The 16,264-nt window shown below is 29.2% G+C and carries 14 protein-coding genes; 3 read left to right on the plus strand and 11 right to left on the minus strand.

What is annotated here, in order from left to right; all coding sequences use genetic code 11:
• Nucleotides 1-90 precede the first annotated feature (90 nt).
• The 4 genes from COL3_RS13140 to murI all read right to left on the minus strand — a co-directional run bounded on the left by COL3_RS13140 (nucleotide 91) and on the right by murI (nucleotide 2,586).
• Nucleotides 91-759: a helix-turn-helix domain-containing protein gene (locus COL3_RS13140; RefSeq protein ID WP_008426332.1), complete on the minus strand. Its 669-nt coding sequence runs from the start codon at nucleotides 757-759 to the stop codon at nucleotides 91-93.
• 1 nt (nucleotide 760) lies between these two features.
• On the minus strand, nucleotides 761-1,132 hold the full coding sequence (locus COL3_RS13145) for a DUF3783 domain-containing protein (RefSeq protein WP_008426330.1): 372 nt from the start codon (nucleotides 1,130-1,132) through the stop codon (nucleotides 761-763).
• A gap of 46 nt (nucleotides 1,133-1,178) precedes the next feature.
• Nucleotides 1,179-1,703, minus strand: a complete 525-nt coding sequence (locus COL3_RS13150) for a peptidylprolyl isomerase (RefSeq protein ID WP_008426329.1) — start codon at nucleotides 1,701-1,703, stop codon at nucleotides 1,179-1,181.
• A gap of 103 nt (nucleotides 1,704-1,806) precedes the next feature.
• The gene (murI, locus tag COL3_RS13155; protein ID WP_008426327.1) at nucleotides 1,807-2,586 is read right to left on the minus strand and encodes a glutamate racemase; all 780 of its coding nucleotides are present in this window, start codon (nucleotides 2,584-2,586) and stop codon (nucleotides 1,807-1,809) included.
• 479 nt (nucleotides 2,587-3,065) lie between these two features.
• Between murI and COL3_RS13160 the strand changes: the two genes are divergently transcribed.
• Nucleotides 3,066-4,175, plus strand: a complete 1,110-nt coding sequence (locus COL3_RS13160) for an HD-GYP domain-containing protein (RefSeq protein ID WP_008426325.1) — start codon at nucleotides 3,066-3,068, stop codon at nucleotides 4,173-4,175.
• 125 nt (nucleotides 4,176-4,300) lie between these two features.
• Here COL3_RS13160 and COL3_RS13165 read toward each other — a convergent pair whose 3' ends face one another.
• The 7 genes from COL3_RS13165 to COL3_RS13195 all read right to left on the minus strand — a co-directional run bounded on the left by COL3_RS13165 (nucleotide 4,301) and on the right by COL3_RS13195 (nucleotide 13,592).
• The gene (locus COL3_RS13165; protein ID WP_008426323.1) at nucleotides 4,301-4,537 is read right to left on the minus strand and encodes a hypothetical protein; all 237 of its coding nucleotides are present in this window, start codon (nucleotides 4,535-4,537) and stop codon (nucleotides 4,301-4,303) included.
• A gap of 153 nt (nucleotides 4,538-4,690) precedes the next feature.
• A complete protein-coding gene (gene carB / locus COL3_RS13170) occupies nucleotides 4,691-7,900 on the minus strand; it encodes a carbamoyl-phosphate synthase large subunit (protein WP_008426321.1) in 3,210 nt (1,069 codons plus the stop codon).
• A gap of 14 nt (nucleotides 7,901-7,914) precedes the next feature.
• Nucleotides 7,915-8,964 (minus strand): glutamine-hydrolyzing carbamoyl-phosphate synthase small subunit, encoded by a 1,050-nt coding sequence (gene carA / locus COL3_RS13175; protein ID WP_008426319.1) that lies wholly within the window; start codon nucleotides 8,962-8,964, stop codon nucleotides 7,915-7,917.
• A 1,102-nt stretch (nucleotides 8,965-10,066) separates the two neighbouring features.
• Nucleotides 10,067-10,426 carry a methylglyoxal synthase gene (locus COL3_RS13180; RefSeq protein WP_008426317.1) on the minus strand — a complete coding sequence of 120 codons (360 nt, stop codon included), beginning with the start codon at nucleotides 10,424-10,426 and terminating at the stop codon, nucleotides 10,067-10,069.
• A 220-nt stretch (nucleotides 10,427-10,646) separates the two neighbouring features.
• Nucleotides 10,647-11,891, minus strand: a complete 1,245-nt coding sequence (locus COL3_RS13185; protein ID WP_008426313.1) for a glutamate-5-semialdehyde dehydrogenase — start codon at nucleotides 11,889-11,891, stop codon at nucleotides 10,647-10,649.
• A 17-nt stretch (nucleotides 11,892-11,908) separates the two neighbouring features.
• Nucleotides 11,909-12,724, minus strand: coding sequence for a glutamate 5-kinase (gene proB / locus COL3_RS13190; protein WP_008426311.1), 816 nt, complete (start codon nucleotides 12,722-12,724; stop codon nucleotides 11,909-11,911).
• A 223-nt stretch (nucleotides 12,725-12,947) separates the two neighbouring features.
• The gene (locus COL3_RS13195) at nucleotides 12,948-13,592 is read right to left on the minus strand and encodes a hemolysin III family protein (RefSeq protein WP_008426308.1); all 645 of its coding nucleotides are present in this window, start codon (nucleotides 13,590-13,592) and stop codon (nucleotides 12,948-12,950) included.
• Nucleotides 13,593-13,811: 219 nt separating this feature from the next.
• Between COL3_RS13195 and COL3_RS13200 the strand changes: the two genes are divergently transcribed.
• Together COL3_RS13200 and COL3_RS13205 are read left to right on the plus strand one after the other, a co-directional pair.
• Nucleotides 13,812-14,405: a DUF1836 domain-containing protein gene (locus COL3_RS13200; RefSeq protein ID WP_008426307.1), complete on the plus strand. Its 594-nt coding sequence runs from the start codon at nucleotides 13,812-13,814 to the stop codon at nucleotides 14,403-14,405.
• Between the two features lie 247 nt (nucleotides 14,406-14,652).
• Entirely contained in the window at nucleotides 14,653-16,248 is a 1,596-nt protein-coding gene (locus COL3_RS13205; protein WP_008426305.1) for an ATP-binding cassette domain-containing protein, read from the plus strand.
• The last annotated feature ends 16 nt before the right edge of the window (nucleotides 16,249-16,264 follow it).

Below are 16,264 nucleotides of genomic sequence, written 5' to 3' on the forward strand. Positions count from 1 at the left end.
AACCGAAAAGGAGCATCGCTCCTGATTAAAATTTAATCATTTTGCGACACTCCCTTATTAATAAATATTTAAAATTCTTATATTTTGCAGCTATAGTGTAATTTCAATTCTTTCTAATTTAGCAATTACATCTAATTCCTTTAATTCCATAGTCTCAGTAAGTAAACTTCCTGCATTGCTTACCAGCAACAATTTCGAATTACCTAAAACTTTTACTTGTCTTATTTTTCTTTTCCCTTTATAGTCAATTAGGAAAAAACCATTGTTACTTACTTCTTTTATACTATGAGCAAAAGCAATATCCCCTTTTAACATCCTAAATCCAGTCATTTCATCATCTTCTATTTCTAAATAAAATACTTTATCTTGTGGATAATTCTCTATTTTATTAGAATGAACAGGCATTTCTTTAGTTCCCTTTTTGCTAGATAATGAATAATCATAAATTGGAACACTTCTAAGCACTGATGAAAAAGCATCTGTCCATAATTCTGAACTCTCAGTATTTCTCTTTGGAAGTTCTTTTAAATTCTTCTTTTCTTCCATTAATACTTCATCTGTAACTACCATGCTTATATCATTCAAATCAGCTTTTAAAACCTTAGCTGCCTTATCTATTAAGGATTCAGGTGCAACTTTTCTTCCCATTTCAACTTCACTTAAATATTTTTCAGCTACACCTAATTTCTTAGCTAAAGCTTTCACCGTCAAACCACTTTTTTCTCTAGCTTGCTTTATATTTTCTCCTACACGACTCACTTTAATTTCTCCCCTTTTGTTGTGCTTGAAACCATTCTCTTTCTTCAATTAAATGCTCTAATAGATAACTGAAAGTCCATTTATAATTTTGTGGTGTTGAGACAGCTAACACTCCCCCTTGAATAAACCCTCTAATATACCTAATAGTAAATTTTAATTGATCTTCTTTAAATCCATTAAAAATAAGTGCCTTTTCATTTAATGGCAGTTCATCATAAGAATTTTCATTGGCATTTTTATTGATTATATCTTCTATTTTCATCAACGCCATATTATTATTTACTTCTATGACCTTAATGTTTTGACTTTCAATTTTCTTAATCTCTTCTTTGCTTAATCCATATGCTAATAGACACTTATTATTTATAGCCATTTATGACACCTCTTTTCCTATTATATTTTCATAATAATATATTCTTTTATTCCTCAATTATTTCTGGTTCTTTAAACTCTTCCCCTTGCATATCGACTGTAACACTTTTTATTACTTGATCCTCATAAGGTCTATCAGCCATATCAGTCTTTGCTGCAACAATCTTATCAGCTACTTCCATTCCTTCAATAACCTTGCCGAATGAAGCATATTGTCCATCTAAATGTGGAGCATCAGCAACCATTATAAAAAACTGACTTCCAGCTGAATCTGGATGCATAGCTCTAGCCATTGATAATACTCCTCTTGAATGTTTAAGAGTATTATTAAATCCATTGCTTGTAAATTCTCCCTTTATGGAGTATCCTGGGCCTCCCATTCCACTACCTTCTGGACATCCACCTTGGATCATAAAATTAGGAATGACTCTATGAAAGATTAATCCATCATAGAATCCTCTATTAATTAAATCTACAAAATTGTTTACTGTATTTGGAGCTATTTCAGGATATAACTCTGCTTTAATAACACCGCCATTTTCCATAGTCATTGTAATAATTGGATTTTTCATTGTAATAATTTCTCCTCTCGAAATCAATCTTAAATAGTATTATTATCTAAAATATAAGATTAAATTCATGATTTATATTAAATTCTATAAATCTAAATTATCTCTATATTTTGACATTAATTAGATTATAACAGAAATCTATAATTTTATTATCATTAATAGAATTATAAATTATTATTTCTCCCTTTGCATTTGAATCATTTAATAAATCTTTTTCTGACAGCTTCCTTTTTAATTCTTGGGCAGTTCCTAAACCTCCATCTATAAGAGGTATATCCTCCCCAATAACATTAGCTAAAGCTTTTTTTATAAAAGGATAATGTGTACATCCTAGAACTATTGAACCTATGTTATTTCTCAAATAAGGCTTAAACTTTTCTTTTAAATAACTTTCTAGTTCATCACCGTCTAATATTCCTTGCTCAATAAATTCCATAAGACCAGCGCAAGGCAGAGATACTATATTGGCTTCACTTCTATACTTCTCCATTAAGGCTTTAAATTTCTTTTCTCTTAAAGTCATAGGTGTTGCCATTATTATTACATTGCCTTTTCTATTAAGTTTTACAGCCGGCTTTAATGCAGGTTCAATTCCTATTATAGGAATATTATTATATTTATTTCTAATTACATCTATTGCAGCACTGGTAGCTGTATTGCAAGCTACTACAACTGCTTTAACATTTTTATTTAATAAAAAATTTACTGCTTCCAACGTGAGATTTCTAACTTCATCTAGTTCCTTAGTTCCATAAGGAGCATTTTTTGAATCTCCAAAATATATGAAATTCTCATTAGGCATAATAGAAACAGCTTCTTTCATTACACTCAATCCGCCTACTCCTGAATCAAAAAATCCTATTGGACTATTTTTAATATCCAAAGTGTCCTCACTCCATTTTTTAATTAGTCATATAAAACAATATAACATTTAAAGCATTTAGCATACATATTGATTTAATAGTAGATATAAATTCCTAATTAGTTATAATCCTTACTAATTCAAATTTAACTAAATTTACTTAGATTGTTATTATTAACATCTTATATAATAAATATTTTAGTACTTTATTTACCTACTGTCTAGCAATTATGATACTACACATTTCAGATATAACTTATATATTTTCTACTATTAATCAACTCTTTAACTAATTTCATAAATATTTACATGAAACATAATATTATTTAGAAATACATTTACATATTATTACTTAATTTTCCACATTATCAAGATATTCATTTAATTTCTTTATATAAATAATTTAATTTCTCTACTTTAGCATTTTTTTCATTATTATTGTATAAATTTACATGATTTTTATGGTATAATGGGTATTATTAATGCAGTGAGGTATGAGCATGCGTTTGGTTCCTATTGAATGTGTAAGAGAAAATTCATTACTGGGTAAAAATATATATTCTTCTGATGGTCGATGTTTACTTAAGGCCGGCATTGTATTGACTGATATTATTCTAAAAAGAGTTAAAGAACATAAAATATTCTCTCTTTATATAATTGATGACTATAGCACTGCTGAAATTGAAGATGTTATAAAACCAGAATTAAGACAAAAATCAATCTCTATCATTAAAGAAACCTTTTCTGATATTGAAAGAATAGCCTACGTTCATAAATTTGAAAAGCGTAGCATTAAGGATTATACAAAGCAAGAAAAAAAATACTTCAAATCTATTAATAAAATAGCTGAAGATTTACTAGAAAATGTTTTATCAAATAAGAATGTATTGCTTTCTTTAGTTGATATAAAAAGTATGGATAATTATACATATGCTCATTGTGTAAATGTTGCAGTAATATCAATTATACTTGGTATAAGTTTGAATCTTTCCAAAAAGAATTTAACTTATCTTTGTATTGGTGCACTAATTCATGATATAGGAAAATCATTTATACCTCGAGAAATTCTTCAAAAGCCTGACAAATTAACTCCTGAAGAATTTGAAATAATAAAAAATCATTCAAGATATGGATATAACTTTTTAGATAGTTTTTTTACGTTTAGTTCTCATATTAAATTAATAGTTTTACAACACCACGAAAGATATGATGGATTAGGTTATCCAAATGGTGCTAATGGAAATGAAATTAGCTATCTTGCCCGAATAGTAAGTATCGCTGATGTCTATGACGCTCTAACTTCCGATAGGCCATATAAAAGAGCCTTGTGTCCAAGTGATGCATTAGAATATTTAATGTCCAAGGCTGGAACATTATTTGATTATGATATGATTAATGTATTTTGTAAAATTGTTATTCCTTTTCCACAAGGTACAATCGTTAGCCTTAGTAATGGTGACGTAGGAGTAGTTGAAGAAACTCTTCCTAATTTTCCATTACGGCCGGTCGTAAAAATAGTTAAAAGCGAACGTCCAAGTAAGGTTGGTTCTAAAATCAACTTAGTGGACAATCTTTCAATAGTTATTTCACACATAAAGTACGATATATAAAATAAGTTACTAAATTCACTATTTTGTAGCTTATTTTTTATTTGCTTTTATTTAATCCTTATAATTTATTTTAAGAATTTACAAAACAATATATTTTCTATCTCTTAACAAATCCATGCTATAAATTAGTTAATTCTTTCTTTCTTATGTACAAATGGATTTAAATTTGCTAATTCCTCAGCTTCCTTAAAACTTCTAGCTCTAAAAATCAATGTCCATCCGTTTTTATCATATTTTCCTGCACACATTATATATTTTTCTTGTTTATCTAAATTCTTTTCTTGTCTATCTATAATTAGACTGCGAATATTGTTAATATTTTTACAATTTAATTTAACAAAAAAATTACCCATTTCATTCATAATATACATCTCCTCACCAAACGTATGTTCATTAATTATATTATATAGAACATATGTTCACTTGTCAACATTTCTCTTAAAATAACATATTTATACAAAAAATACCTCTAAGAATTTATTATTTAAATCCTTAGAGGCATTTTGATAATACTTTTATTCTGCTATATTAAAAACTTCTAAATTATTATTCTCATCAAACTTTTCAAGTTCTACATCAGCTATAGCTCTCAATGTATCTAATGCAGTAATTACACCTAAGTTTCTTTCAACTGCTGCTCTTCTTATTAAGAATCCATCTCTCTTAGAATCATTTCCCTTAGTAGGGGTATTTACAACTAAATCAACTTCTCTATTTTTAACTATATCTAAGATATTTGGTTCTTCTTCATCTATTTTTCTAATTTCTTCTGCTTCTATACCTGCATCCCTTAATAGTGCGCAAGTTCCAGCAGTTGCTATAAATTTATATCCAACCTTAGCAAGATCCTTTGCTATTGGTAAAAACTCTGCCTTATCATGTTTATTTATTGTAGCAAGTATTTTTCCTTTTTCTTTTGATGGATACATATATGCTCCAACAAACCCTTTATAAAGTGCTTCTTTTATATTTCTACCTACACCTAACACTTCTCCTGTAGATCTCATTTCAGGTCCTAAACTTACTTCAACATTAGGTAATTTTTGAGTTGAAAATACTGGAACTTTAACCGAAACTAGTTCAGGTTCTTTATATACATCTACTCCATAGCCTAAATCTTTTAACTTAGCTCCAAGCATTACTTGCGTAGCTAAATCTACTATTGGAACGCCACTTACCTTACTTATGTAAGGAACTGTTCTTGATGCTCTTGGATTAACTTCAATTACATATAATTGACCTTCAAACTCTATGAATTGAATATTTATCATTCCCTTTATTCCTATTTCTAATGCTAACTTTCTAGTATATTCTAGTACATCCGCCTTTATCTTATCAGAAATATTTTGACTCGGATACATAGTAACACTATCTCCTGAGTGAACTCCAGCTCTTTCTAAGTGTTCCATAATACCTGGTATTAATATATCTTCTCCATCCGATATAGCATCTACTTCAATTTCTCTACCCATTAAGTATTTGTCTATAAGTATTGGATTCTTACTATCTTTAGCAAAAGCATTTTCTAAATAGTATGTTAACTCATCTTCATCATGAGTTATTTCCATTCCTTGACCACCAATTACATATGAAGGTCTAACAAGTACTGGGAATTTTAATCTTCTTGCTTCTTCTAATCCTTCTTCTAATGACCATATACCTTTACCTTTTGGTCTTGATATTCCTAATCTTTCTAATAGTGCATCGAATTTTTCTCTATCTTCAGCCATATCTATTTGATCTGCTGTAGTTCCAAGAGTTACAATATTTTGTTCTTTTAAGAAATTTGCAAGCTTGATAGCTGTTTGACCACCAAATTGAAGTATTACACCATCTGGCTTTTCTTTTTCAATTATATTTAAAACATCTTCCTCAGTTAATGGCTCAAAATATAATTTATCTGATACGTCAAAGTCTGTACTTACTGTTTCTGGATTATTATTAACAATTATAGTTTCAATTCCAAGTTTCTTTAAAGCTTTTACACAATGTACTGACGCATAGTCAAATTCGATTCCTTGGCCTATTCTTATTGGACCGGAACCTATAACAATTACTTTTTTATTACTTGATACTTCAACTTCATCATATTGTTCGTAAGTTGAGTAATAATATGGAGATAGTGCTTCAAATTCTCCTCCACAAGTATCAACCATTTTATACGAAGGTCTTATATTCCATATATCTCTTAATCTATATACATCATCAGGGCTAACCTTCAACATATCAGCTATAGCTTTATCTGAAAATCCTTTTTTCTTAAGATGATATAACCATTCTTTATCTAAATCTTCTATCTTACTTAATTTTAGTCTTTGTTCTTCTTCAACTATCCATTTAATCTTTTCTAGGAAGAACATATCAATACCTGTAATTTTATTTATTTTTTCAATCATGTAGTCTCTTCTTATCATTTCAGCTAATGCGAAGATTCTTTCATCATCTGGTTTCATTACTATGCTCTTTAATTCTGAAATGCTATACTCTTTAAACTTCTTATGATCTAAAGAATACTTTCCTATTTCTAAGCTTCTGATTCCTTTTAAGAATGCTTGCTCAAGGTTAGCTCCTATAGCCATTATTTCACCAGTTGCCATCATCTTTGTTCCTAGTTCTCTGTCTGCACCAAAGAACTTATCGAAAGGCCACTTTGGTATTTTAACTACAACATAATCTAAAGTTGGTTCAAAACATGCATAAGTTTTTTGTGTAACAGCATTTTTTATTTCATCTAATCCATATCCAAGTGCAATTTTAGCAGCAAGTTTTGCAATAGGGTATCCTGTCGCCTTTGATGCTAAAGCAGAACTTCTAGAAACTCTAGGATTAATTTCTATAACTGCGTATTCAAAGGTATTTGGATTTAATGAGAATTGTACATTACATCCACCCTCAATTCCAACTGCGTTTATTATATTTATTGATGCAGTTCTAAGCATTTGATATTCCTTATCCGAAAGAGTTTGTGATGGAGCAACAACTATACTATCACCTGTATGTATACCTACTGGATCTATATTTTCCATATTACATACAGTAATACAGTTTCCATAGGAATCTCTCATTACTTCGTATTCTATTTCTTTCCAACCCTTAACACTCTTCTCAAGTAAAACTTGGCCGATCGTGCTTAATTGAAGGCCTGATTCTAATATAGTTTTAAGTTGTTCTTCATCGTCAGCGATACCCCCACCAGATCCTCCTAACGTATATGCAGGTCTAACTATAACTGGATAACCAATCTTGTTCGCAAATTCTAACCCTGCATCTAAATCAGTTACAATTTCGCTTTTTATAACTGGTTCACCAATTCTATTCATCATATCTCTGAATAGTTCTCTATCTTCACCTTCTTTTATAGATGCAATAGATGTTCCTATTACTTTTACATTATATTTTTCTAATATACCAGCGTCATGCAATTGCACAGCAAGATTAAGTCCTGTTTGACCACCCATTCCTGCAAGTAAGCTATCTGGTCTTTCTTTAGCAATAACTTTTTCAACAAATTCTAATGTTAATGGCTCTAAATAAACTTTATCTGCTACTTCTTTATCTGTCATTATTGTTGCTGGATTTGAATTCACAAGTACAACTTCTATTCCTTCTGATTTTAACGCTTCACAAGCTTGAGTTCCTGAGTAATCAAACTCTGCCGCTTGACCTATGACTATAGGACCTGATCCTATAACTAAAACTTTTTTTATATCTTTATTTAATGGCATTTTACTTACCCCTCCTATAGTGCATATTCTAAGAATTTATCAAATATGTATTCACTGTCTTTTGGACCTGCTGATGCTTCTGGATGGAATTGAACTGAATATATTGGTAAAATCTTATGCTTCATTCCTTCTACAGTTCCATCATTTATATTAACGTGAGTAATTTCCATATCATCTGGTAGCTTTTCTACTACATAACCGTGATTTTGAGAAGTTATATGCACAATGTTAGCTTCTAAATCTTTAACAGGGTGATTACATCCTCTGTGTCCAAATTTTAATTTAGTAGTTTTACCACCTAACGCTAAACCTAACAATTGATGCCCTAAGCAAATACCCGTTATTGGTTTCTTTCCAACTAATTTCTTTATATTTTCTATAGCAAAATCTAAATCTTCTGGATCTCCAGGTCCATTAGATAAGAATACTAAATCTGGATTAACATTTAAAACTTCTTCAGCTGTAGCTGTCGCTGGGAATACAGTTAATTTGCATCCTCTCTTTTTAAAGTTCCTTATTATATTAGTCTTTATACCAAAATCCATAACTGCAATATGCTTTCCTGTACCTTCAACAGTATAAGATTTTTCTGTAGTAACAGTTATCACAGCATCCTTAGTAGAAAAGCCTGCAACTTTTTCTTTTACATATTCGTCATCTACATCTTCGAGTGTAATAATTCCTCTCATAGTACCGCTATTTCTTAAAACCTTAGTTAGTGCTCTTGTATCTATTCCTTCTAAACCAATGACTTTTCCTTGTTTCAAGAAATCTTCAAGTTCTAACTCACATCTAAAATTACTTGGCATATTACATTTTTCTCTTACAATAAACCCTCTTACTTTTATTGAGTCTGATTCCATGTCCTCAAGATTAATTCCGTAATTACCTATTAAAGGATAAGTCATAGTAACTATTTGTCCGTAATAAGATGGATCTGTAAGTACTTCTTGATAACCTGTCATACCAGTTGTAAATACTACTTCTCCAACGCTTTCCTTTAGGTATCCAAAAGCCTTACCCTCAAAAACCATGCCATTTTCTAATATAAGCTTTGCCTTCATGCTTAAGCCTCCTACAAATATATTTTTGCTAAAACTACACCTTATAATTTTTTGTTTATGTAAAACAAAAGGATAATAAAGAGTCTGCATCAAAACTGAAAACTGAGCTCTTCACTATCCTGTGATATACCTTACAAATATTTGAATTCAAAAAATAAGCTATGAAATTTTTCATTACGCATCCAAATATCATAGTTTTGTTCCCTTTTTGGCCTCACAGGACCAAGTTAAAGTGCATCTTAACTTTTAAATTTTCTCTTTCTAAATATTTTAATTGATAGATCATACTATGTCAAGCTAAATTAAGGATAGTTTAATTATTTATATAATTCTTTATATTAATATCTTTTTAAATAGTATTTCTAAATATTCATTTTATATATAAATATTATCACATAAACACAATAATATAAAGCATAAAAATGCACTTATTTGAATTTTTATTCACAGTATATACTATATTAACTTATTATGCGCTTTAATTTCAAAAATGTCTCCATTATTTATATCTTATTCATTAACACTTAAATAATTCATAAGCTCATTGATTAAAACATATTATTACTTATAAGGTTTTTTATGTTCATATCTTAATTTCATTTATTTCCCAAAAAATAATAAGCTATTTTATATTCTAAAATAACTATCTTCATAGCTAAAGTACATATATGTTAAATCTTCATAAAATTTTAATTTCGGTAATTGTAATTGAATTGATTTTATGATAATATTAAAGTAAGCAATATTCAGAATATTTAGGCAGTTACATTAATTCTGAACTGACCTTATGCAAATCTGAATCTCAATTTCAACACTACTTTTTCTTAAAAAACACTTATCATAATTTGATAGGTGTTTTTTATTTTTTATAAAACTCTTATAACATTTAATAAAATCAAATCACTAAATATTCTTTTATTCAATCAATTAATAGAATAACTCTTAAATACATTACATAAGTATGAATAAAAAAAGATTAATAATTTCAAGGTAGAAATGAAATTACATGCCTAAGCTAGCGTCCCTTCTTATTTCTACATTTTGATTACTAATCTTATTTTTAATATATTATTTATTTTCTATACTATAGCATGTACAACAATTAAAATTGTTTAATTATAAGTTCTGCGGTTCTTATGTTAGTTACAACTGCTACATTATGTACATTACACACTCTAAGTAATGCTGTTACATCTGGTTCATGAGGTTGTGAAGTTAATGGGTCTGTTAAGAATACTACTAAATCAATTTTTCCCTCAGCAATACGTCCACCTAATTGTTGGTCTCCACCATATGGACCAGATAAATATCTCTTAACATCAAGTCCTGTTGCTTCTGCTATCTTTTTTCCTGTTGTTCCAGTAGCAACTAATTCATATTTAGCTAACGTGTCCTTATATTTTTTAGCAAACTCGATAATTTCCGCTTTCTTTTCATCGTGTGCAATTAAAGCTATTTTCATAATTGTCATCCCCTTTTCATATTTTGTGATACGTTTTCACCTTGGATTATACTATAAAATTATTTATTTAGAAAGATTATTTTAGCTACTAATTTTCATTAATGTAATATAACAGTGCATCAGATATTTCCCAGGCAATATTTATTTTTTAATCAGCTCATTATAAACTTAAGAAAAATTTAGGAGGCATTTAATGAAAAACACCTCCTTATTTCTCTTATTATCTTATTTGACCATTTCCATAAATAATATACTTTATTGTTGTTAATTCCTTAAGTCCCATTGGCCCTCTAGCATGTAATTTTTGAGTGCTTATTCCTATCTCAGCTCCAAAACCAAATTCTGAACCATCTGTAAACCTTGTTGATGCATTAACATAAACAGCTGCTGCATCTACCCTTTGCAAGAACTTTTGTGAATTAATATAACTTTCTGTAATAATAGCCTCAGAATGACCTGTTCCATATTTATTTATATGAGCAATTGCTTCATCTACATCCTTAACGATTTTTACAGCCATTATATAATCTAAATATTCTTTTCCCCAATCTTCTTCATTAGCCTTCTCAATATCATCTATTATAGCTTGGGCTGTTTCATCACCTTTAACTGCAACTCCATTATCTTTTAATGCCTTAACAGCTATTGGTAAAAAATCTTTGGCTATCCTTTCACTAATTAGTAGTTTTTCAGCAGAATTACAAACTGAAGGTCTTGAAACTTTTGCGTTAATAGCAATGTTTTTTGCCATTTCAAAGTCACAATGCTCATCTACATATATATGGCAATTTCCAGTACCTGTTTCTATAACCGGAACAGTTGCATTTTTAAGCACTGCTTGAATTAATCCTGCTCCACCTCTTGGAATGAGAACATCTATAAATTCATTTAATCTCATCATTTCGGTTGCTACTTCTCTACTTGTATCTTCTACAAGTTGAACTGAAGCTTTAGGTAATCCTGCTTTTTCAATTCCCTCCGTTAAAGCTTTTACTACGGCCTTATTTGAATTAATAGCTTCACTTCCACCTCTTAATATAACTGCATTCCCAGTCTTTAGGCAAAGTCCAGCTGCATCACAAGTTACATTAGGTCTTGCTTCATAAATTATCCCTATAACACCTAGTGGAACCCTTTTTTGCCCGATCTGCAATCCATTTGGTCTTTGCCACATTGTGATTACTTCCCCAATTGGATCTTGAAGTTTAACCACATCTCTAAGTCCATTAGCCATTCCTTCTATTCTTTCATCATTTAAAGCCAGTCTATCTAACATAGCTTTTGATGTACCTTTTGCTTTTGCAATCTCTAAATCTATTTCATTAGCTTTAATTATGTCATTCTTAGCATTAATTAATTCTTCTGCCATAAGCATTAGTGCATTATCTTTTTCTTTAGTTGATGCAATGCTTAATTCATAAGATGCTTCTTTAGCACCTTGGCCCATAATTGTTAATAAACTCATATTCACTGCCTCCATTTCTATTTTCTAGCTGGTGATACAAATAAAGTTCCAATCTCTTCACCATTTAATATATCTAATAATATACTTGGTTCATTTCCATTAGATAAAACCATATCTACTCCTGATATTGTAGCTGTCTTAGCGGCTGTTAGCTTTGTGATCATTCCACCTGTACCTAAACTTGAACCGGCCCCTCCAGCACACTCTTCCAGCTCTTGAGTTATTTCAGTAACTTCTTTCAATAAATTTGCACCCTCATTATTTCTTGGGTCAGAATCATAGAAACCATCAATATCAGATAATATAACTAACAAATCTGCATTAACTAAACATGCTACTATAGCAGATAAATTATCATTATCTCCAAATCTAACTATATTTTCAATTTCATCTATAGATACTGTATCATTTTCATTTACTATTGGAATTATTTTTTTATCTAGTAATGTCTCAAACGTATTACATACATTGTCCCTAACATGATCATCCTCTATTACGTCCCTTGTAAGCAAAACTTGACCTACTATATGACTATATTCTCCAAAAAATTTACTATATATATGCATCAATTCACATTGTCCAACCGCTGCAACTGCCTGTTTTTCTCTTATACTTTCGGGCTTTTCTTTTAACTTTAATTTGTTCACACCAACAGCAACTGCACCTGATGTTACTAGTACAACCTGTTTGCCTGAATTAACTATATCTGATAAAGTTCTTGTTAATTTTTCAATTCTGAATAAATTAATATTTCCATTATCATAAGTTAATGTTGATGATCCTACTTTTACTACTATCCTATTTGCATCTTTTAACCTTTGACGAAAGCCCATTGTTACATCCCCTTAAAGTCATATTTATTCTTTATATTTTATCTTACTATACCTAGAATATCTTATCAAGTTATAATCATTTCCTAAATATAATTTCCATCCTTATTATAAAAAAGTATATATTAACGTAAAAAATAAAATAGAAGAAATATATTTTTAAAGCTATAAAATATTTCTTCTATTCTATATTATTATAATCTATTCTTTATCACTATAGTCTAAACTAAATTATATAAGCGAATACACAAATGAAATGACATAGAGTACCCAACATTGTAAATACATGAAATATTTCATGTCTTCCAAATCCCCATATCCTTTTTTCTGTTTTCAATGCATATATTACTCCACCTATTGTATACATTAATCCACCCAAGACTAACCATACTAAACCTGCCATTGGTAAAACTTGTGACATTGGATATATTGCAAATATTGCAAACCAACCAATACCTATATACATTGTACTACTTAACCATCTAGGACAAGTTACCCAGCATAACTTAAATGCTATTCCTATAACTGCACATATAGTCACAGCTAAGAATAAATTCATTCCTATTTTTCCTGTTAATGCAACCAAACAAAATGGAGCATATGATCCTGCTACTAAGATAAATATCATTGAATGATCTAATCTTTTTAGCATTTTTATTACTTTATCATTAGCCTTTACCCAATGATATGTTGTTGAAGCACTGTACAATAAAATCATGCTTACTCCAAAAAACAATACTGACCCAAAAGTAATTGCAGGACTTTCCATTATATATGCTTTAATTAACATAGCAATCAGAGCAAATAATGATAATACTGCGCCAATACAATGAGTTAATCCATTAATAGGTTCTCTTAAATACTTATCCATTTTATACCTCCCACTTATTCCCATGTAGTTTTTATAACTACATGCTGCTATATTATAGATTATTCCATATCTCTATTAATATTGCAAAAGTTATTTTTCTTTATTTTTCTTTACTAATTAGTATTTTACCCATTAATGCTTGAATTATCTACCTCTTTCCATTAATATTGAAATTATAATAAAACATAGTTTAAATCACTATGTGAGGAGTGAAATTTTATGAATGATTTTAACATTGATGATTATATAAATTCACAAAAGTCATCTAATAATATTAATTTAGATGATTTTCCTGAAATTGATTTATATATGGATCAAGTAATGCAGCTGTTTGAAAGTAAATTAAATTATACAAAAAGAAATGATAACGATAAAGTACTTACCAAAACTATGATTAATAATTATGCAAAAGGTAATCTCTTAATGAAAATTAAAAATAAAAAATATACAAAAAACCATCTTATTTTAATGGGCTTAATTTATAATCTTAAAGGTGCTTTATCTTTAACTGATATTAAAACTATCTTAACTCCTATTATAGACTCCTTTGAAAAAGAAGAAGAATACCCATTGAATGATATATATCAATCTTTTCTTGATATATACGATTTAAATTTAGATGATTTAAGATCTTCTTCTAATAAAATTTATGAAAATATAAAACAACTAATAAACTCTAAAAGTGAAACTTTAGGTGATTATGAAGAAAAAATCCTACTAATATGTGCTTTTGTAAGTATGAGTAATCTATATAGGCGTATGAGCGAAAAAATATTAGATGAATGTTTTAATAATTTAAAAGATGGTAAATAATTAAAATACAATTTAAACTTCATAATAATGAAAAAATTTTAAATTATAGTAATACTTAAAAATGCAAAATTCATTGATTGTATGGTATAATAAGCAACGTAAAGTGAAACTACTTATACAATGCACAATTAAGGATTGAATTTCTAATATACTATTGTAATATATCTTTATTCCTATATTATTTTTTCCTTAATTGTGTATTGTACCTTACTATAATAATTTTAATAAGAAACGAGGTAGAAAAAGATTGATAAACGTATCAAATGTTAGTCTGAGATTTGGTGGACGTAAACTTTTTGAAGATGTCAACCTTAAATTTACTCCAGGAAACTGCTATGGAGTTATTGGAGCTAATGGAGCTGGGAAAAGTACATTCCTAAAAATATTATCTGGTGAAGTAGAACCCAATACTGGAGAAGTTATAATTGCTCCTAATACAAGAATGTCAGTTTTAAAACAAGATCATTATAAATATGATGATTTTCAAGTTTTAGAAACTGTAATAATGGGTAATGAAAGACTGTATCAAATAATGAAAGAAAAAGATGAAATATATGCAAAACCTGATTTTTCTGATGAAGATGGAATTAGAGCTTCTGAATTAGAGGGAGAATTTGCTGAACTTAATGGTTGGGAAGCAGAATCTGAAGCATCTTCACTTTTGCAGGGCTTAGGAATAGGAACTGAATTTCACTTTAAAAATGTATCAGAACTAACTGGTGGCGAGAAGATTAAAGTTCTTTTAGCTCAAGCTTTATTTGGTAATCCTGGAATACTTATTTTAGACGAGCCTACTAACGGACTGGATTTAAAGGCTGTAAACTGGTTAGAAGATTTCTTAGGTAACTTTGATGGAACTGTTATAGTTGTATCACATGATAGACATTTTCTAAATGCTGTTTGTACTCATATGGCTGATGTAGACTTTGGAAAAATCAAACTATATGTTGGTAACTATGATTTCTGGTATGAATCAAGCCAATTAGCTCTTCAAATGTCAAAAGATCAAAATAAGAAAAAAGAAGAGAAAATTAAAGAATTGCAAGACTTTATTGCAAGATTTAGCGCTAATGCTTCTAAATCAAAACAAGCTACATCTCGTAAAAAATTACTAGATAAAATTACGTTAGACGATATACAACCATCAAGTAGAAAATATCCATTCGTGGGGTTTAAACCTGAAAGAGAAGTTGGAAATGACATCTTAATGGTTAAAGATTTATCAAAAACCATTGACGGCGTTAAATTATTAGATAATGTAAACTTCATGGTTAATAAAGGTGATAAGATTGCTCTAATTGGTAATGAAATAGCTGTGACTACATTATTCAAAATTTTATCTGGTGAAATTGAACCTGATAGTGGAGAATACAAATGGGGAATAACTATAACTAATGCCTATTTTCCAGCTGATAACTCAAATTATTTCGATGGATGTAACCTTTCTTTAGTTGATTGGCTTAGACAATATTCTGAAGAAAAGTCTGAAATCTATATTAGAGGTTTCTTAGGTAGAATGTTATTTTCAGGAGAAGAAGCCCTTAAGGAAGCTAATGTATTATCTGGAGGAGAAAAAGTTAGATGTATGTTGTCTAAAATGATGCTTACAAATGCAAATGTGCTAATGTTAGATCAACCAACTAATCATCTTGATCTTGAATCAATCACAGCTGTAAATAATGGTTTAAAAGATTACAATAGTAATATAATCTTTGCTTCTCATGACCACCAATTTGTTCAAACCATAGCTAATAGAATTATTGATATTAAAGATGATGGTTCTATTGTTGATAGAACTATGACATTTGATGAATATTTAGAGTTTTCAAGCTCTAATAAATAATTTAAAAATGCCTTGT

The sequence above is a fragment of the Clostridium sp. LS genome, from assembly GCF_002760435.1.
Lineage (GTDB): Bacteria > Bacillota > Clostridia > Clostridiales > Clostridiaceae > Clostridium.